Below are 18,633 nucleotides of genomic sequence, written 5' to 3' on the forward strand. Positions count from 1 at the left end.
CCCTCATGGTGAGTGCCTCTCCCCCGAGCGAAACGATTGCCCCTGGAACGGTCATCGCGGGCCGTTTCGCCCTGCAGCGTCTGGCGGGCCAGGGAGGCGTCGGTCTCGTCTACCAGGCTCGGGACACGCAGACGGGCGGCACCGTAGCGCTCAAGCTGCTGCACACCATCGCGGATCCCGAGTCCGCCCGCCGCTTCGTCCGCGAGGCGGAGTTTCTCGCCGGGCTCCACCACCCCGGCATCGTCTCGTATGTGGCCCATGGCCTGACGGAGGAGCACCAGCCCTTCCTCGCCATGGAGTGGCTGGAGGGAGAGGATGTGGCGCGGAGGCTGGCGCGCCAGCCCCTGGCGCTCTCGGAGACGCTGGGGCTGTTGCGCCGCGTGGCCGAGGTGCTCGCCATCACCCACGCGCGCGGCATCATCCACCGGGACATCAAGCCCTCGAATCTGTTCCTGCGCGGAGGGCGGGCCGAGGATGTGGTGCTGCTGGACTTCGGCCTGGCGCGCGTGTCGGCGGCCTCTCAGGCGTTGACGGGCAGCGCCATGGTGGTGGGCACTCCCGGCTACATGGCCCCCGAGCAGGCCTCCAGCAACCCGGAGCTCACGCCGGGCGCGGACATCTTCTCGCTGGGCTGCGTGCTCTACGAGTGTCTCTGCGGGCACCCACCCTTCCGGGCTCCGCACATCGCGGCGGTGTTGGCCAAGATTCTTTTTGCCGATCCGCCCTCGCTCCACACCTTCCGTGTCGAGCTGCCCATCTCGCTCCAGGTGCTGGTGGATCAGATGCTGGCCAAGGCGCCGGAGAAGCGGCTCAAGGACGGCCAGGAGCTACTGCGGACGCTCGAGAAGCTCGAGATGATGCCCGAGCTGCCACCGCCGGACTGGCAGGGCTCCGCCCCCGCGATGTCGCGCCTGACGAACACCGAGCAGCACCTGGTCAGCGTGGTGCTCGCCACACCCACGGTGTCCGCGCGCGAGACGCTCACGATGACCTCGGACGAGTCCCATCGGATGCAGCAGGTGCTGACCTCGCTGAAGAAGGAGCTGAAGAGCCATCAGGCGCGGGCGGCGGTCCTGGCGGATGGCTCGCTGCTGGCGACCTTCGTGCTGGAGCACGGCACGGCCACGGATCAGGCCGCCCTGGCCGCCCACTGCGCCCTGGTCGTGAAGGAGCGCTTGCCCGAGAGCTTCGTGGCGCTCACCACGGGACTGAGCCTGCGCAGCGCCCCCATGCCCGTGGGCGATGTGGCGGATCGCGCCGGGGAGCTGCTGCGCCAACTGGAGGGCATCTCGGACCCGGCCTCGGCCCAGGTGATGCTGGACGAGACGACGGCCGGGCTGTTGGGGCCGCGCTTTCAGCTCGACAAGGACAGCTCGGGCCGGTTCCTGCTGCGGGGCGAGCACCTGAGCGGCAGCTTCAGCCTGGACGAGTCCCGCCCGCTGCTGGGCCGCCCCACCCGTTGCGTGGGCCGCGAGCAGGAGCTCTCCCTGTTGGATCTGGCCTTCAACACGTGCATGGAGGACTCCACCGCGCGTGCGCTGCTGGTGACCGCGCCTGCCGGGACGGGCAAGTCCCGCCTGCGCTCGGAGTTCCTCCGCCGCCTGGAGCAGCGGGGCTATCAGATGCTCGCCCTGTTCGGGCGGGGGGATCCGATGAACGCGGGCTCCGCCTACGGGCTGCTGGGCCAGGCGTTGCGTGAGCTCTGCGGGGTCATGGATCGCGAGCCGGTGGAGGCCTGCCGCGAGAAGCTGCTCCAGCGGCTCACCCGGTACCTGATGCCCGAGCAGCGCAAGGACACCGTGGAGTTCCTGGGCGAGCTCTGCGAGGTCCCCTTCCCCGCCGAGGACAGCCCCAAGCTGCGCGCGGCGCGCGAGGACCCGCGGCTGATGCGCCTCCAGGTGGCGCGGGCCCTGGTGGCGTTCCTGCGGGCGGAGACGTCGCAGGGGCCGTTGCTCCTGGTGCTGGAGGATCTGCACTGGAGCGACGCGCCCACGGTGAAGCTGGTGGACGAGGTGCTGCGCGAGCTGAACGAGTGTCCGCTGATGGTGCTGGCGCTGGGGCGGCCGGAGGTGAAGGAGCTCTTCCCGGGGCTGTGGGGACAGAGCCTGCAGGAGGTGCCGCTGCGAGGGCTGACACCGCGGGCCAGCACTCAGTTGGCGCAAGAAGTGCTGGGGCGCCAGGTACCCGAGGCCGTCGTGGCCCGGCTGGTGGAGCAGGCCGCTGGCAACGCCCTCTTCCTGGAGGAGCTGATCCGAGGCGTGGCCGAGGGACGCGGCGAGGAGACACCGGGCACGGTGCTGGCGATCCTCCAATCCCGCCTGCAGCGGCTGGATCCGGGCCTGCGGCGTGTGCTGAGGGCGGCCAGCATCTTCGGAAGGACGTTCTGGACGGGCGGCGTGCAGGCCCTGCTGGAGGGCGAGTTCTCCACTGACGAGCTGGAGCGCAGCCTGCGGCACCTGATCGTGCTCGAGCTGGTGCAGCCCCAGCAGGAGAGCCGCTTCTCCGGGGAGTCGGAGTACCGCTTCCGGCACGCGCTGGCGCGGGATGCGGCATACGGGCTGGTGCCGGATGATCTCAAGCCGCTGGGGCATCGGCTGGCGGGCACGTGGCTGGAGCAGGCCGGCGAGCCGGAGCCCCTGGTGCTGGCGCGGCACTACCAGCTGGGCCACGAGCGGGCCAAGGCCGTGCAGTTCTCCACCCGTGCGGGCGAGCGGCTCTTCGAGCGGCATGACCTGAAGGCCGCGCAGCAGTGCCTGGAGTCCGCGCTGGCCTGTGCGCCGGAGGGCGCGGACCTGCTGCCGCTGCGGGCCCTGGAGGCGGCAATCGCCTTCTGGCGGGAGGACTTCGAGCGCTCGTTCACCGCGGGCAGCGAGATCCTGCCCCGGCTGACGGCGGGCAGTGCGCCGTGGAGCCGGGTGATCAGCGGCCTGCTGCTGGCGAGTGCGCAGAGCGGTCGGCACGGAGAGGTGGCGCGGCTGGGCCAGCAGCTCTTGGACACGGCACCGGATGCCCACGCGGGTCCTCTCTATGTCGCGGCGGCGTGCTTCCTGGCCGCGATGAATACCTGGAGCGGCCAGAAGGCGGGGGCGGCCTCTGTGCTGGATCGCATCCAGGCCGTGTCCGCCGGCTTCGCGACGCCCAGCCGGGTGGCGCAGGCGTGGACGGAATCGGCGCAGGGCTACTTCGATCACTTCCTGTCGAACCGGCCCTGGCAGGCCCTGGTGCACTCGCGGGAGTCGGAGCGGACGTTCCGCGAGGTGGGCTCGGATCTCAACGAGACGGCGGCCCAGGCCCTCATGGGGCTGACGCTGGAGGCCATGGGTGAGGCGGGGTCCGGCATTGAGGTGCTGCGCAAGGCGCTCGCGGTCTGCCAGCAAGGGGAGCACCGGTATGCCGCGGCGGGGTCTCGCATGCACCTGGTGCTGGTGCTGTCGGGCAGCGCCGAGCCTGGGCACCAGGAGGAGGCGGGGTCTCTCGCGCGCCAGATCCTGGAGACGGAGAAGCCCAACCTGCTGCACCAGGGCGTCGCGCACGTCGCGCTGTCGAAGGTGGCTCTGGCCCAGGGCGATCTGACGGTGGCGGAGGGCCAGGCTCGCCGGGCGTGCGATCTGCTGGCGGTGCTCATGCCCTTCCACCTGCTCGCGAGCCGGAGCCTGTGCATGACGTTGCTGGCACAGGGGCACGTCCAGGAGGCGCGGGCGGTGGCGGAGCGAGGCGTCCTTGTGCTGGAGAAGCTGGGGGGAGAGGGCTCTGGGGCCGTGGGGACATGGCTGTCGCTCGTGGAGGCGTGCTTGGCGCAGGGGGAGACGGCGGCGGCGGAGAAGGCCTTGCGCAAGGCGCAACAAAGCCTGGCGGTGCGCGCGAGGGACATCCCGGATCCGGTGGCCCTCGAGCGCTTCCTGAGCCAGGTGCCCGAGAACGCCCGCACGCGGGAATGGGTGCGTCAGCGCTGGGGCACGGATTGGGATGGTGCCCATGCCCGAGTTCCATGAGCTGGCCCCCGGCACGCACATTGCCGATCGCTTCACGGTGGAGGCCCTCGCGGGGCAAGGGGGGATGGGGGCCGTCTACCGGGCCCAGGACACGCTGACAGGGCGGCGGGTGGCGCTCAAGCTGCTGCACGCTGTCACGTCTCCGGAGGCGGTGTACCGGTTCAACCGGGAGGCCATCCTGCTGGCGGAGCTGCGCCACCCGGCCATCGTGTCCTACGTGGCGCATGGCAGCACACGGCGGAGCCAGCCTTTCCTGGCCATGGCGTGGATCGACGGGGAAGATCTGGCGCAGCGCTTGAGGACGAAGCCTCTGAGGCTGCCGGAGAGCGTGGCCCTGCTTCGCCGCAGCGCCGAGGCGCTCGCGTTCGCGCACCAGCAGGGCATCATCCACCGGGACATCAAGCCGTCGAACCTGTTCCTGCGCGGAGGGCGGGCCGACGACGTGGTCGTCCTGGACTTTGGCTTGGCGCGCTATGCGATGCCCACGCTGGTGGGGGTGACACGGCGACAGGGAGCGATTGGTTCGCCGGGGTACATGGCGCCGGAGCAGGCCTCGAACCAGCCGGAGATCCTCCCAGGCGCGGACATCTTCTCGCTGGGGTGCGTGCTGTACGAGTGCCTCACGGGCGAGTCTCCGTTCGCGGCCCCCACCTTCGCGGCGGCGCTGGACAGGCTGTTGTTCGGCCACCCTGCCCCACTGGAGGCGCTGCGTCCGGGGCTGCCTCCGGGCCTGCAGGTGTTGGTGGATCGCATGCTGGACAAGGATCCGCGGCGGCGGCTGCCGGACGCTGCCAGCCTGCTGACCGCGCTCTCGGCGCTCGAGTCGATCCCGGATCTGTTGTTGCCGGACTCCCGGATCGGAGTCGCGCAGTCGAGGGCTGCCGATCCGGAGCCCCAGCTCATGAGCCTCGTGCGCGTGGCCTTTCCGGTGGGGACGGCCTCTCCGGGGGCGGAGTCTCCACAGGAGCGGGCCACGCGTGACGCGGTACGAGCGACGCTCTTGTCCCACGGAGCGCAGGTGGAGGCACTGCCCGACGGCTCGCTCTTGGGCGTGGTGGAACTGGAGCGGGGCACGGCTGCGGACCAGTCCGCACTGGCCGCGCGCAGCGCGCTGGCGCTCAAGGCGCGTTGGCCCGAACTGCGCGTGGTGGCCGCCACGGGCGTCGGTGTCTTCCAGGGAGCACTGCTGGCAGGGCCTGCGCCGGACCGGGCGGAGTGGCTCCTGAGCCACTTGGAGAAGAACCCCGCCGCAGCTTCCCCCGCTTTGCTGGACGATGTGACGGCGGGACTGCTGGACGCGGGCTTCGAGCTCTCGAAGGTGGCCCGGGGACTCATCCGGCTCCAGGGAGAGAGGAGGGAGCGGGGCGGGCCTCGCTCACTGCTAGGGCGCCCTACCCCCTTCGTGGGCCGAGATCAGGAGCGGGCCCTATTGGAGCTCACGCTTACGACGTGTGCGGATGAGCCTACCGCACGGGCCATGCTGGTGACGGGCTCGGTGGGAGCTGGAAAGTCCCGGCTCGTGGAGGAGTTCCTCCGCCGGGTCGAGCACCGCGAGCCGCCGGTGCAAGTGCTCTGGAGCCAGGGGGATCCGCTGGAGGTGGGGACCTCGTATGGCCTGGCGAGCCGGGCGCTGCGGCACGTCTGCGGCATCTCGAAGGCAGACGATCTGGAGACAAGCCGGGCGCGGCTCGCTGAGCGCGTGGGGAAACACCTGCCCGCCGATCAGGCGCGAGACGTGGCGATGTTCCTGGGGGAGCTGTGTGCCCTCCCCTTCCCAGAGGAGGACCACGCGCAACTCCGAGCGGCACGAAGCGATCCGCGGCGGATGAGTGAACAGGTGAGCCGGGCGCTGGTGAGCTTCCTTCGGGCCGAGTGCGCACAGGGCACGGTGCTGTGGGTGCTAGAGGATCTCCACTGGAGCGATGCGGCCACAATCCGGCTGCTCGACGAGGTGCTGCGCGAGCTGGCGGAGCAGCCGCTGATGGTGCTCGCGGCGGCGAGGCCCGAGGTGAAGGAACTCTTCCCGGCTCTCTGGTCTCGTTTCCTGCAGGAACTGCCGTTGCGAGGGCTGAGCCCCAAGGCGGGCACGCGGCTGGTGCAGGAACTGCTGGGCACCAAGGCCGCACCGGACGAGGTGGCGCTGTTGGTGGATCGCTCCATGGGGAACGCATTGTTCCTGGAGGAGATGATCCGAAGCACAGCCGAGGGCTCCAGCGATCAGACACCCGGTTCAGTGCTGGCGATCCTGCTGTCTTCGTTGCAGCGGTTGAGCCCGAACCTTCGGAAGGTGCTGCGAGCCGCCAGCCTCTTCGGTCCCACCTTCTGGGTGGGAGGGTTGAAGGCGCTGTTGGAGAACCAGCTCTCCGAGGAAGAGCTGACACAGAGCCTGCGGCAGTTGGTGGATCTCGAGGTGGTGCAGCTACAGCCCACCAGCCGCTTCTCCGGAGAAACCGAGTACCGCTTCCGGCAGTTGGCGGTGCGTGACGCGGCCTACAGCCTGGTGCCCGACAGCCTGAGGCCGACATGGCAACGGCAGGCCAGCGCATGGGTGGACGGAGCCGGGACTGGGACGCGAGCCCGGTAGTGAGATGCCCCCCGTTGCAGCCGGTGCAACGCAGGACTCGCCATGAGGACATGGCTGCAGCCCTACCGTGTGGAATTGGAACTGTACGGACAGAGCCTCGGGGACTTCGTCAAAGGCCCTGGCTATAGCTTCCTTCTCTCCGAGCGGATGGCCGAGGCGTTTCAGTCAGAGGGGCTGATAGGGTTGAGCGGCTTCACCCCTGCCGAGGTAGTGCGCGTGCGCAGGAAGAAGAAGGGCCCCAAGCCTGGAGTTGTGCCTCGCTACTTTGTCGTCACGCCGCACTTCAGCCGCGCCGCCGTGGATATGGCCCGCAGCCGCTTGCGCTATGGCGATCCCATCACGTGCGAGGAATGCCGCTCCGCAGGCCTGGACACGGTCCACGGTTTCACCCTGGAGCCCGGAACGTGGCAGGACGAGGACGTCTTCCGTGCCCGAGGCTTGCCTGGAACCGACATCGTCTCCGAACGCTTCGCGGGCTTCGTGGCTCGCCACGGCCTGACGAACATGAAGCTGATCCCAGCAGAAGACTACGTCTGGGATCCTCTGCAATGGGGTCCCCCGGCGGGCTGATCCACCGGGAGAAGCCCATCAGGCCGGCGGCGCGGAGCGCACGGTCTGGACAATCTCGGACAGGGCCACCGGGAACTGCTGGCCGTCCGCCATCCGCTTGAGCTGACCCTTCCCGCTCTCCCGCTCCGCCTGTCCGAGCACCAGCGTGTAGCGCGCCTTCGTCTTGTCGGCCCGCTTCATCTGGCTCTTCAGGCTGCCGCCGCGCGTGTCGAACTCCACCTTGAGCCCCTCGCGCCGCAGCTTGCTCGCCAGCGCGAACGCCGCGTCTCCCGAGCCCTCGTCCGCCACCGCGATGAACACGTCCGGAGGCGTGCTGAACTTCTGCCCGCTCTCCTTCAGCAGCAGCGTCAGCCGGTCCAGCCCCAGCCCGAACCCCACCGCCGGCAGGTCCGGCCCGCCCAGGCCCTTCAACAGCTTGTCGTACCGGCCGCCGCCGCCCACCGTGCTCGCCGTCCCCAGCGCCGGGTGCGCCGCGATGAACTCGAACGTCGTGCGCGTGTAGTAGTCCAGCCCGCGCACAATCTTCGGGTTGACCACGTACTTCACGCCCAGCGCGTCCAGCTTGCGCTTCACCTCGTCAAAGTGCGCCTTGCACGGCTCACACAGGAACTGGAGGATGTTCGGCGCCGCCTGGACCACCGCCTGGCACTTCTCGTTCTTGCAGTCCAACACCCGCATCGGGTTGGTCTCGAGCCGCCGCTGGCAGTCCCCGCACAGCTCCTCCCGGTGCGCCGTCAGGTACTCCACCAGCTTCTGGTGGTACGCCGGCCGGCACGCGTCATCCCCGAGCGAGTTCAGGTTCAGCGACACCTCCTTCAGCCCCAGCGCCTCCAGCAACTGCACCACCATGTCCATCAGCTCCACGTCCTGCGCCGCCTCGCGCGAGCCGATGGCCTCCGCCCCAATCTGGAAGAACTGCCGGTAGCGGCCCGTCTTCATCCGCTCGTACCGGAACATCGGGCCGATGTAGTACCAGCGCGTCAGCGGCTCCTGGTTCGCCACCGAGTGCTCGATGAACGCCCGCACCGCCGGTGCCGTGCCCTCCGGACGCAGGGACAAGCTCCGCCCGCCCTTGTCCTCGAACGTGTACATCTCCTTGCCGACGATGTCCGTCTCCTCGCCCACGCTGCGCACGAAGAGCGCCGTGTCCTCCACCATCGGCGTGCGGATCTCGCCATAGCCGAACCGGGCAAACAGCTCCCGAGTCGTGCGCTCCACGTGCTGCCACACCTCCACCGGTGCCATGTCGCCGCCCAGCTCCCCGGGCAGCAGATCATTCATCCCCTTCACACCGTTGATCTTCTGGCTCACACAATCTCCCCGATGCGCCGCCCCAGCCGCACCACTTCCTCCGGCTGCAGGCCGTCTTCCCACTTCACGCGCTTGGGCTCGAACAGCAGGATCACCGTGGACCCCATCTCGAAGCGGCCCAGCTCCCCGCCCTTCTCCACCGGCAGGTGCGTCGAGTACGCGTGCACCTTCCCCGGCTTGCCCGCGTGGGTGATGACTTCGTCATACGCCGCCTTGATTCGCGACACGCACGTGGCGCCCACCTTCACCACGGCGCACTTGCCCGCCACGGTGTCCAGGTACGTCACCAGCCGCTCGTTCACGCAGAACAGCGACTGCTTGTTCTTCACGGACGCCGGGTTCACCGGCCAGAACTCGCCCGGAATGTACGCGTAGCCCGTGATCATCCCGCCCAACGGCGCGTGGATGCGGTGGTAGTCCCGAGGCGACAGGTAGATCGTCGTCCAGGCGCCCCCGTGGAACGGCTTGGCGGCTTCCTTGTCCCCGAGCAGCTCGTCCACCGTGTACTCGATGCCCTTGGCCTGCAGGCACCGCCCGTTGTCCGAGTAGCCCACCTGGGACACCCGCCCGTCCACCGGAGACACCACCACCTTCTCGCCCGCGTCGACCGGGCGCAAGCCCGGCTTCAGCCCGCGGGTGAAGAACTCCGCGAAGGTGGAGTACCGATCGAACGCGTGCTCCGCCTCGTCCATGTCCACGTTGTACGCCTTGGCGAAGGCCTTCATCGCCATCCGGTGCACCGGAGCCGGCGCCGGCAACCGCGTGGCCAGCCCCACCGCAGACGAGAGGGCGGACTTGGGCAGGAGCTGCATCAACTTCATGAAAGTCTGTTCGTTCATACGTGCGGTATCTCGAATGTCCTGAAGGGAGCAGCCCGCTTACTGCTGAGGCTGGGGGGTGGCATCCCCCGTCGTCGTCCCGCCATCCTTCGTCTCGAAGGTAACGGTCACGGCGCTCTTCGGTAACACCGCGAACACCTTGTCGTCTTCGATGATGACCACCTGGCCCACGAAGCTCGGGAACTGCTGGCTGCACCGCGCCCGCTCGGCCATCTCCCAGGCATCCCTCTGCCCTCGGCCCGTCACGGTGATCGACTTCATGCGCTGGAAGCACCCCAGGTAGCCGGCCGTGAGCTCGGACGCCGGAGAGCCCCTCACGGGACCCTGGATGTTCGGGCCCGCATCCAGAGGAGCTGAAGGAGACGGAGGAGCCTGCTCCGGCTCGCCTGGCAGAGGAGTGGACGGGAACGAGTCCCTCTCATTCGCCGCGGCGATGGACGCCTCCGCTTCCCGGCGCCGCTTCTCCACCTTCGCCTTGCCGTCCTTGATGCGCTGCTGCAGCTCGCGCGCGGAGGACGCGTCCATGCTGTCCGGCGGAACCTGCGTCAGCAGCGCATCGATCTCGTCCATCTGCGGATCGGTGAACGCATCATCCAGCTGCTGCGCGTACAGCTTGCTGAAGCGCGTGTGGGCCTGCTCGTAGGCCTCGGACGGCGGGCCGGGCTTCTTGCTGCACCCCACGGGGGCCAGCGCGAGCAGGACGGTGGAGGCCAGGCCCACCAGGGGCCGACTCAGGGTCTTCAGGCGGGGGTTGCGCACCATGGGGCCGGTATATGCCACGGTTCCGGCCGCCCCGCCGCATTTCAACGGGGGGCCCAAGCGCCCTCAAAGGCCCCCCAGAGGGCCTCCCAGCGCGGCTCAGACGCCCAGGAACAGGCGCTTGCCGAAGTTCAGCGCCAGATCCGCGTCGAAGATCTTCTGCGCGGCCGTTTCAATGTCGTACTCCACGCGGGTGTACTCCACCGTGCGCGCGTCCGTGTCGCAGATGACGAAGCACGCCCGGTTGTCGTAGTCCCGAGGCTGCCCCACGCTGCCCACCGAGATGATGTACTTGTAGCCCCGGCGGATGCCGAACTTCTGGGCCACCACGTCATTCACCTCGCCGTTGCCGATCGCGAACGCCTTGCACAGGTGGCTGTGGCCGATGAACGTCACCTCCGGCAGCTCCGCCACGAAGGGCGTCAGCTCCCGGGCCTGCTCCAGCGCGAAGATGTACTCGTACGCCTTGGGCTCAATGGGCGAGCCGTGGCAGAAGCCCACCTCGCCAATGCGGTACGTGTACGGCAGGCTGCGCAGCCACGAGAGGTTCTCCTCCGCGAGCACGCTGGCGGACCAGTCCAGCGCGTGCCGGGCCGCGTCGTAGTAGTACGAGTAGTCCATCCGCCCGGCCACCGCGGCATCGTGGTTGCCCAGCAGCGTCACCTCCGTCACCGAGCGCACCAAGTCACAGCACTCGTTGGGCGAGGCCCCGTAGCCGACGATGTCTCCCAGCGAGACGATCCGGTCCACCTTGTGGCGGTCGGCCGTGCGGAGCACCTCGGTGAGCGCCTCGATGTTGGAGTGGATATCGGAGATGACTGCGATCCGCATGGGTTTGCCTCGGCCAGCCGCCTCTCAAGCCTCGGGCCAGCGCGCGCGCTCGTGGGAGATGATCTGCCTGAGCCGCTCCAGACTGGTAGCATCCAGCGGCTCGAACTGCAGCCCCATTCCAGGCGGCCACGACTTGCCATTCTGGCGCGTCCAGACGACCTTGGCCATTGTCTGGAAAGCCTGCCCGCTCTCCTCCCCTGCCCCCAGACGGACCGCCGTCCGAGTCCCCTCTCGCATCGGGGTGCTCGTCCGCAGGAAGAGACCGCCCTCGCTCAGGTTGCCCACCCGCGAGTACAGGGTGACGTTGTCACCCTCGCACCAGCAGCGCATGCGGGATGTCACCCGTCCGGACTTCCGGTTGTCCATCGAAGCGAGGTCCTCCACAGCAGCGCCTTCCATTCTCTCCCGGAGGCTTCCAGGAACTTGGAAAAAAGACAGCGTAGGCAGACAGTACGCCCGTCTACCACACACCGTCAAGTCCGGGAGAACGGTTTTTTCAGGCCTGCAGGGCTGCCAGGTCTTCGAAGTGGGTCAACCGCTTGAATTCACTGAAGCGCTTGTGAATCTCGGGCTGGGTGAGATCGCGCAGGCGGTCCAGGCTGAAGCGCTCGACGGCGAACGAGGCCATGACGCTGCCCATGACCATGGCGCGGCGGATGACATCGGGCTCGAAGCGGCCGGCGGTGGCCAGGGTGCCCATGAAGCCGCCGGCGAAGGTGTCCCCCGCGCCGGTGGGATCGAACACGTCCTCCAGCGGGAAGGCGGGGCAGGCGAAGATGTGGTCCTTCTCGAAGAGGAGCGCGCCGTACTCGCCGCGCTTTACCACCACGCGCGAGGGGCCCATGGTGTGCACGGCGCGGGCGGCCTTGACGATGTTGTGCTCGCCGGAGAGCTGGCGGATCTCCGCGTCATTGACGAAGAGCAGGTTCACCCGCTTGAGCGTCTTGAGCAGGGCCTCGCGGGTGCCGTTGATCCAGAAGTTCATGGTGTCGGCGGCCACCAGCTTCGGGCCCTTCACCTGATCCAGCACCTGGGACTGGAGCTCCGGGTGGATGTTGCCCAGGAAGACGTAGGGGGCGCCCTTGTAGGCCTCGGGCAGCTTGGGGGCGAAGTCCTGGAAGACGTTGAGCTGGGTGTCCAGCGTCTGGGCCTCGTTCAGCTGGAAGCCGTACTTGCCCTTCCAGCGGAAGGTGCGGCCCTTCTCCCGGGTGAGGCCGTCCAGGCCGATGCCGCGGGCCTTGAGGAACTGGACGTGGGCCTCGGGGAAGTCCTCACCCACCACGGCGACCAGCTGCACGGGGTTGAAGAAGGAGGCAGCGGTGGAGAAGAAGGTGGCCGAGCCACCCAGCACCTCTTCCTTCTTACCGAAAGGGGTTTCCACCGAATCCAGCGCGACCGAGCCGACGACGAGCAGAGACATGAGGCTTCCTGGGAGAGAAGGCAGGAGTTGAGACTCTCGGCACGGCGCGTCAGGGCAAGACCCGTGCCGCAGCGGGGTACTTCGTTCCCGCGCTCAGGTCAAGACGCCCGCTCAAGGAGAGGGCACGGACGGAAGAAGGGCCTTCAGGTCATCATCCGTGAAGAAGAGGCCGCCGCCGAAGAAGAAGTCCCGGCCGGCGATCAGGCGCTGGGTGGCCGTGTCGCGCTGCTGGGCGTTGAGGATGTCATCCATGCCGGCCATGACGAACAGGTGCTCGAAGGCCTGGGCGCGCAGGGTGGCGCGCAGCCGGGGGTAGCGCAGCTCCTCGGCGGAGAAGTTGAAGGCGTCCAGCTTCAGCTCCAGCGCGTCCTTGAGGAAGTGCAAGTCCGCGCCCACGCCACCGGTGGACTCGATGAGGCCGAAGCGCAGGGTGGTGAAGTAGTAGCGCTTCGCGAACTGGGCGCTGATCTTGTACGTCTCTTTGATGATCTTCTGCGTCTGCACCACCGGCTCGCCGGAGGCGGGCGGGTTGTTCTGGACCACCTGCACCTCTACGAGGCCCCGGGGATCGTCGATGATCTCGAGCAGGTAGTACTTGTCCGGCTTGGGGATGAGGCGCAGGGACACGCCGTTCTTGGCGCGGCCCTGGGACAGCAGGTACGAGGCGTTCAACCCCACCTCGGTCTGCATGCCGGTGAGCCGGTTGGCGTAGTCCGTCACGTCCGAGACGGCCTCGGTGAGCTTCTGGCCCAGCTGCTTGTCGGCCAGCAGCGCGCCCACGGTGCCCTCCCCTTCGCGCACCGTCTGGGTGATCTGCTCCAGGTTGCCCAGGGTCCGGTCCAGCTTCTGGATCGTGTCCTTCAGGCTGGAGACGCCTTCCTTCAGGTCTCCCTCGTTGGTGCCCACCACGTGCTTCACGGTGGCCAACACCTCGCGCACGTCCTTGGTGATGCCCTCGATGTTGTTGACGATGCGGGTGACTTCCGCCTCGTTCTCGGCGGTCAGCCCGCGCACGTCCGCGGAGACGCCCTCGAAGTTGGTGAGGATGGCGTTGAGCTTCTCGCCGCTGGTGCGCACCGTGTTGTCCACGGACTCGGACAGGTGGATGAGGTTCTCCACAATCCGCTGCAGCGAGCCCGCGCCGCGCTCTCCACCGAGCACGTCCCGCAGCGCCGCCGTCACCTGTTGGATGTCCGCGGTGATCTGGCTGAGGGACTGGAAGACGGCTTCCATGCCCTGGGTGTCGATCACCCGTTTGATCTGCCCGCCCTCCTCCATGGTAGCGCCCTGCTCGGTGCCAGGGTTCAAGTCGAGCAGGTAGTCGCCCAGCAGGGACTCGGAGCGCTTGGTGAGGATGGCGTCCTGGCGCAGCTCCACGTCATTGCGGATGCGCAGCCACACCTTGGCGCGAGTGCCCTCCAGGGAGATGGCGGTGATCTCTCCCACGGCGATACCGGCGATCTGCACGCGGCTCTTCGCGCTCAGGCCCGAGGCGTCCCGGAAGTACGCGAAGACGTTGATGGACTCCTTCTCGCTCAAACCTCCCTTCTTCGCGAACACGAAGAACGCGAAGAAGAAGGCCCCAGCGGCGAGCACCAGCAGTCCTACACGGAACGGCGTGACGAGCTTCTTCACCAGGGGTGACTCCGAGGGGGTCCGGCCGGGGCGACTCTAGCGGTTTGCCGTCCGCGTGCCACCTTTTCCAACCCGAGTGTCAGTTCTTGTCGAACCACGTCTGTAGGAAATTCTTGACCACGGGGTTCTCGGAGTTGCGCAACTGCTCGGGCGGGCCGAACTCGATGATGAGCCCCTTGGACAGGAAGGCGATGTAGTCCCCTACGTTGAAGGCCGAGGCGATGTCGTGGCTGATGACCACGCTCGTGACTTTGAGCTTGGCCTGGGCCTCCAGGATCATCTCGTCCACGTAGGCGGTGGTGATGGGGTCCAGGCCCGTGGTGGGCTCGTCATAGAGGACGATCTTCGGCTCGAGCACCACGGCGCGGGCCAGGCCCACGCGCTTGCGCATGCCGCCGGACAGATCCGCCGGGAACTTGGACTCCACGGACACCGGCAGGCCCATGATGTCCAGCTTGGCGCGGACAGCGGCGCGCACCTGCTCCTCGCTCCAGCCCTTGCGGTGCTCGCGCAGGGGGAAGGCCACGTTCTCGAACACGTTCATCGAGTCGAAGAGCGCCGCGGCCTGGAACACCATGCCGAACTTGCGCCGCACCCGCTCTATCTCCGAGTCGCCCAGGGGGACGATGTCCTCCCCGTCCACGAAGACCTGGCCCTGGTCCGGCTTGAGCAGGCCGATCATGTGCTTCATCAGCACCGTCTTCCCGGAGCCCGAGCCCCCCAGGATGACGCACGTCTTGCCCTCGGGGACCGTCACATTGATGCCGGTGAGCACCTTCTGGGCCCCAAACGTCTTGTGGAGATCGACGACCTGAATCATCGGCCGCTCGGCGGCCGTCTCTGGGGCGGCGGTGGCCATGCGCTAGTGCAGCATCACGCCGACGAAGAAATCCAGGATGAAGATGGAGAGCGCGCTGGCCACCATCGCCTCCGTGGTCGCCTGGCCGACGCCCTTGGCGCCGCCCGAGGCGTTGAACCCCTTGTAGCAGCACACCAGCGTCACCGAGAGCCCGAAGATGGCGCCCTTGATGAGGCCCTCATAGAGATCGATGGGGTCCAGCCACTGCTGGGTGCGGTTGAGGAAGGTACCGGCGGAGATGCCCTTGGCCACCACCGACACGAAGTACGAGCCGCACATGCCCGTGGTGTTGAAGAGCATGGTGAGCACCGGGACCATGATGAGGCCGGAGAGCACCCGGGGGACCAGCAGGTATTGAATGGGGTTGACGGCCATGGTCTCCAGCGCGTCCACCTGCTCGGTGACGCGCATGGTGCCCAGCTCCGTGCACATGGCCGAGCCAGCGCGCATGGTGACCATGAGGGCGGAGAACACCGGGGCCAGCTCGCGCGTGAGGGTGAGCGCCACGGTGGGGCCCACCATGCTCTCCGCGTCGAACAGCTCGAAGGCGCGCGAGGACTGGTGGGCGAACACCATGCCGGTGAACACCCCCGTGAGCGCCACGATGAAGATGGAGCCCACCCCCACGAAGTCCAGCTGGGAGAACATGTTCTGCAGCCGGTAAGGCCGCTTGAATGCCCAGCGGAAGACCTGGATGCCCAGGTACGTCACCCCGCCGATGTCGGAGACCACTCCGATGGCCCCTTTGCCGAAGTTCTCGATCCCCTGGAGCAGCGGGTGGGGATCCTTGGGCGCCTTGTCTGCGTTCTCGGTGGCCATAGGTGGGTAGGGAGGAAACGAACGGACCCCACTCTACGTGCCTGAGCCAGCGGCACAAGTGCCCGTCTCGCGGTGGTTGTGCTTCCGTGGGACGGACTTTATGTTGCGCCCCCCTTTTTCTCCTGACGAGGGCCCCCCTGGGCCCGAAACCGAGCACCCCGATGGCTACTCATAAGGTTGGCGGCGAGGTCGACGCGCCTTGTACTCGCTGCAAGCTCACCCTGGCTCACACCATTCTGGCGATGGTGGGCACCAAGATCGCACGCGTGCGCTGCAACACATGCGGCGGCGATCACGCCTACCGCGCCGCTCCGGGCACCACGGATCGCCCCACTGCTTCGCGCAGCTCCACCTCGCGCGCCTCCAGCACGCCGCGCGCCGAGAAGCCCGAAAAGGTGGTCATCTCCTTCGAGGAGCAGCTGGCCGGCAAGGACATCGCCAACGCGCCGAAGTACAGCCCCAAGGACACCTACCAGGTGGACCAGGTGATCCAGCACCCGACGTTCGGGCTCGGGCTGGTGTCGGCGGTGCGCGGTGACAAGGTGGACATCGCCTTCAAGTCCGAGACGAAGACGCTGGTCCATGGCCGCGGCGGCGCTTCCACGGAGAAGCCCGCCTTCAGCCCTCCGTCCGCGCGCCAGACGGGCCCGGCGGATAAGCCGCAGCCGCTCGCACCTTTGGCTACAGAGACGGCCGAGCCCTCCGCGGACGCTGCTGCTCCCAAAGAGTGATGGGGCTGTAGCAGGGTGTTGACGCTGGCCGGGTCAACAGGGAACATGGCTGGGGATCCACTATGCGCTGGGTGTTCCCGCTATTCTTGGCTGTCCTCGCCGTTTTGCCGGGGGTTGCGGCAGCGGCAGCACTGGAAGTGCGGGCCACGCCTGCCCGGGTACTGCTCGGGCAGGACAAGGGCGTGGAGCTCGAGGTCCAGGTTCCTGAGGGAACCGGGCCTGTCCGCGCGACGGCCTCCGCGGGCAGCTTCGCGCAGCCGGTGGTGGAGAGCGGTCAGGTCCGCAAGTTCCAGTGGACGCCTCCGGATGTCCGCTACCCGCTGCTGGCGGTGCTGACGTTCTGGGTGAACCGGCCCTCGGGACCTCCCGAGGTGACGGTGGTCCGCATTCCCCTGCTCGGGCGGACGAACCTGCCCATCTCCACGGATCCCGGCGCCGAGGTGATCATCGAGATCTCCGACGCCCACTTCGGCCCCGTGAAGGCCAACCGCCGAGGCAAGGCACAGGTGCCGGTCGAGGTGCCTCCCGGCGTGAGGCAGGCCCGGGTGCTGGCCACCCGCGGCGCGCTGAAGACGGACCGGATGACCAAGATCGACGTGCCGGACGTCCGGCCGCTGGTGACAACGCTCGGGCCCGAGCCCCTGCCCCGCTCGGGCGGGTGGCTGGTGGTGGCCGGCGAGGAGACGCTGAGCGCCGCGGAGTTGGAGCTCACCGCCCAGGGCATCCGCCTGGAGGCGCAGCCGGGCACGCTTCTGCTCTACCGGGCGATTCCGCTGGAGGGGGCCACGTCCGCCTCCGTCGAGGCGAAGCGCCGGGGATCCAAGGACACCGCGCGGGCTCAGGTGGCGATTCAGCGCGTGGAGGACGTGCCGCCGCCCGCTCCGCCCGCTCCGCCTCCCGTGGTGGTCGAGGCGCCTCCGCCCGCCGAGCCCGTCCGCGCGAAGCTGGCGATGCACCTGCTCGTGGGGGCATTCTTCGCAGGAGGCTCGAACCGAGGGCCCGCGGCGGCGCTGGGGGTGTCCTATTCCCTGCCCGTCTGGGGCGGCCGGATCGCGGCGGAGGCCGAGGCTGGAGTGCGCCGCGCCGCGCTGGAGGCCCAAATCGATGGCTTCGGGACGTTGAACTCGAGCGTGCTCGCGGGCCCGGTGCTGGCCGCGGCGCGCGTCACGCTGTTCGAGCGCTCAGCCCTCTCGCTCTACGGCCGCGCTGGGGCCGGGGTGCTGCCCTTCAAGCACCAGGTCTCCAGTGACTTTCAGCCGAGCTTTGGCGAGAGCAAGCTCGCCCCCATGGCCTTCCTGGCCGCCCAAGGGGCCTGGCACATCAGCCGGGTGAGCCTCCTGATGGAACTGCGCGGCGAGTACGGCCCGGCGCAGACGCAAAACCTGAACGCGAAGCTGGGGGGGATCGGCGCATCGCTTGGAGTGAGGTACGAACCATGAAGCGGGTCTCCTGCACGGCATCCGGGTGGCCCTGGAGGATGGCCGCGAGGCCAAGCGCGAGCGCGCCTTCTCCAGGGCGGCCCGGCGCACGGGTTCCGGGTATGATGTGCGCCGTGAACCGACGGACCTTGGCGCTCTCCCTGGTGTTGTGTGCGTGCGGCTCGTCGTCTGAGCAGCCGCTGCCCTCCATTGTCTCCGTGACGCCCCAGTCCATGGCGGCGAACGCGAAGGTCCAGCTAACAGTGGACTTGGAAGGCGCGTTCCCCTTCAAGGTCAACTACGCCTCGGACTCAGCCAACGTGGACAGCCCAGCACGGCTGAGCATCGCGGACCAGCCGTTCGACATCCTCCGGAGCGAGGAGCAAGGCAAGCGGCTCCTGGCGGAGGTGGGCCCAGGGCTCCCCGAGGGCGAGCACGAACTCCGGATCGATCTCTCGGATGGCCGCCAGGTGACGTTCGCGCAGCACTTTCTGGTGACGCCGGACCCGGACCCGGACCCAGACCCAGACCCGGACCCGGACCCAGAGCCGGAGCCGACGTACGACATCAGCCTGTCGATCGATCAAATCCCGACGCAGATCCGCCTGAGGCCCTTCAGCATCCGGGTTCGGGCGGCGGGCGAGGACGCGGATATCTTTCGTGGCTCCGTGACGTTGAAGGTCTCCCGAGGGTCGATCACCCCGACCACGTGCGGCCCATTCAGCGCGGGCACCTGCTCCCAGGAGATCACCCTGGACGCCGGCAGCGGCGCCGACCTCACGATCACCGCCGAGGACTCTGGGGGCCACATCGCGACGTCCAACGGCTTCCAGCTCAGACAGAACTGAGCCTTCGGCCCCGGAGG

General features: G+C 68.3%; 15 protein-coding genes. 6 read left to right on the plus strand and 9 right to left on the minus strand.

Annotated elements, in window-relative coordinates; all coding sequences use genetic code 11:
- The first annotated feature begins 5 nt into the window (after positions 1 to 5).
- The 3 genes from DB31_RS08155 to DB31_RS50355 are packed head-to-tail and all read left to right on the plus strand — an operon-like array spanning position 6 to position 7,146.
- Complete coding sequence (locus DB31_RS08155) at positions 6 to 3,992, plus strand: serine/threonine-protein kinase (protein ID WP_044184884.1); 3,987 nt, start codon at positions 6 to 8, stop codon at positions 3,990 to 3,992.
- Complete coding sequence (locus DB31_RS08160; protein ID WP_169787019.1) at positions 3,976 to 6,576, plus strand: serine/threonine-protein kinase; 2,601 nt, start codon at positions 3,976 to 3,978, stop codon at positions 6,574 to 6,576. Before DB31_RS08155 ends, DB31_RS08160 begins: the two co-directional genes overlap by 17 nt.
- Positions 6,577 to 6,618: 42 nt before the next feature.
- Positions 6,619 to 7,146: a hypothetical protein gene (locus DB31_RS50355; RefSeq protein ID WP_240486587.1), complete on the plus strand. Its 528-nt coding sequence runs from the start codon at positions 6,619 to 6,621 to the stop codon at positions 7,144 to 7,146.
- An 18-nt stretch (positions 7,147 to 7,164) separates the two neighbouring features.
- On the opposite strand, the gene hisS is transcribed toward DB31_RS50355, so the two are convergent.
- The 9 genes from hisS to DB31_RS08210 form a co-directional block, all read right to left on the minus strand.
- Positions 7,165 to 8,427: a histidine--tRNA ligase gene (gene hisS, locus DB31_RS08170; protein WP_240486644.1), complete on the minus strand. Its 1,263-nt coding sequence runs from the start codon at positions 8,425 to 8,427 to the stop codon at positions 7,165 to 7,167.
- Positions 8,428 to 8,453: 26 nt separating this feature from the next.
- On the minus strand, positions 8,454 to 9,296 hold the full coding sequence (asd, locus tag DB31_RS08175; protein ID WP_044184890.1) for an archaetidylserine decarboxylase: 843 nt from the start codon (positions 9,294 to 9,296) through the stop codon (positions 8,454 to 8,456).
- A 39-nt stretch (positions 9,297 to 9,335) separates the two neighbouring features.
- Complete coding sequence (locus tag DB31_RS08180; protein WP_205628478.1) at positions 9,336 to 10,076, minus strand: hypothetical protein; 741 nt, start codon at positions 10,074 to 10,076, stop codon at positions 9,336 to 9,338.
- Between the two features lie 78 nt (positions 10,077 to 10,154).
- Positions 10,155 to 10,886 (minus strand): metallophosphoesterase family protein, encoded by a 732-nt coding sequence (locus DB31_RS08185; RefSeq protein ID WP_044184894.1) that lies wholly within the window; start codon positions 10,884 to 10,886, stop codon positions 10,155 to 10,157.
- Positions 10,887 to 10,910: 24 nt separating this feature from the next.
- The gene (locus DB31_RS08190; RefSeq protein WP_240486588.1) at positions 10,911 to 11,285 is read right to left on the minus strand and encodes a TIGR02266 family protein; all 375 of its coding nucleotides are present in this window, start codon (positions 11,283 to 11,285) and stop codon (positions 10,911 to 10,913) included.
- Between the two features lie 97 nt (positions 11,286 to 11,382).
- Entirely contained in the window at positions 11,383 to 12,306 is a 924-nt protein-coding gene (locus DB31_RS08195) for a PfkB family carbohydrate kinase (protein WP_044184896.1), read from the minus strand.
- Between the two features lie 111 nt (positions 12,307 to 12,417).
- On the minus strand, positions 12,418 to 13,941 hold the full coding sequence (locus DB31_RS08200; protein WP_044184899.1) for an MlaD family protein: 1,524 nt from the start codon (positions 13,939 to 13,941) through the stop codon (positions 12,418 to 12,420).
- A gap of 79 nt (positions 13,942 to 14,020) precedes the next feature.
- Positions 14,021 to 14,761, minus strand: coding sequence for an ABC transporter ATP-binding protein (locus DB31_RS08205; RefSeq protein ID WP_044186136.1), 741 nt, complete (start codon positions 14,759 to 14,761; stop codon positions 14,021 to 14,023).
- A gap of 42 nt (positions 14,762 to 14,803) precedes the next feature.
- Entirely contained in the window at positions 14,804 to 15,619 is an 816-nt protein-coding gene (locus DB31_RS08210) for an MlaE family ABC transporter permease (RefSeq protein WP_044184902.1), read from the minus strand.
- A 161-nt stretch (positions 15,620 to 15,780) separates the two neighbouring features.
- Here DB31_RS08210 and DB31_RS08215 point away from each other — a divergent pair, with 161 nt between their 5' ends.
- From DB31_RS08215 to DB31_RS08225, 3 genes are all read left to right on the plus strand, one after another.
- Positions 15,781 to 16,350, plus strand: coding sequence for a hypothetical protein (locus tag DB31_RS08215; RefSeq protein WP_044184905.1), 570 nt, complete (start codon positions 15,781 to 15,783; stop codon positions 16,348 to 16,350).
- Between the two features lie 137 nt (positions 16,351 to 16,487).
- Positions 16,488 to 17,789, plus strand: coding sequence for a hypothetical protein (locus tag DB31_RS08220; RefSeq protein ID WP_052419802.1), 1,302 nt, complete (start codon positions 16,488 to 16,490; stop codon positions 17,787 to 17,789).
- Positions 17,790 to 17,902: 113 nt separating this feature from the next.
- Entirely contained in the window at positions 17,903 to 18,616 is a 714-nt protein-coding gene (locus DB31_RS08225; protein ID WP_157231875.1) for a hypothetical protein, read from the plus strand.
- Positions 18,617 to 18,633: the final 17 nt, after the last annotated feature.

It is taken from the genome of Hyalangium minutum (assembly GCF_000737315.1).
Lineage (GTDB): Bacteria > Myxococcota > Myxococcia > Myxococcales > Myxococcaceae > Hyalangium > Hyalangium minutum.

Coding starts and splice junctions, on each gene's coding strand:
- DB31_RS08155 (WP_044184884.1), top strand. CDS start 6: ATGGTGAGTGCCTCTCCCCCGAGCGAAACGATTGCCCCTGGAACGGTC.
- DB31_RS08160 (WP_169787019.1), top strand. CDS start 3,976: ATGCCCGAGTTCCATGAGCTGGCCCCCGGCACGCACATTGCCGATCGC.
- DB31_RS50355 (WP_240486587.1), top strand. CDS start 6,619: ATGAGGACATGGCTGCAGCCCTACCGTGTGGAATTGGAACTGTACGGA.
- hisS (WP_240486644.1), bottom strand. CDS start 8,427: ATGAATGATCTGCTGCCCGGGGAGCTGGGCGGCGACATGGCACCGGTG.
- asd (WP_044184890.1), bottom strand. CDS start 9,296: ATGAACGAACAGACTTTCATGAAGTTGATGCAGCTCCTGCCCAAGTCC.
- DB31_RS08185 (WP_044184894.1), bottom strand. CDS start 10,886: ATGCGGATCGCAGTCATCTCCGATATCCACTCCAACATCGAGGCGCTC.
- DB31_RS08190 (WP_240486588.1), bottom strand. CDS start 11,285: ATGGAAGGCGCTGCTGTGGAGGACCTCGCTTCGATGGACAACCGGAAG.
- DB31_RS08195 (WP_044184896.1), bottom strand. CDS start 12,306: ATGTCTCTGCTCGTCGTCGGCTCGGTCGCGCTGGATTCGGTGGAAACC.
- DB31_RS08205 (WP_044186136.1), bottom strand. CDS start 14,761: ATGATTCAGGTCGTCGATCTCCACAAGACGTTTGGGGCCCAGAAGGTG.
- DB31_RS08210 (WP_044184902.1), bottom strand. CDS start 15,619: ATGGCCACCGAGAACGCAGACAAGGCGCCCAAGGATCCCCACCCGCTG.
- DB31_RS08215 (WP_044184905.1), top strand. CDS start 15,781: ATGGCTACTCATAAGGTTGGCGGCGAGGTCGACGCGCCTTGTACTCGC.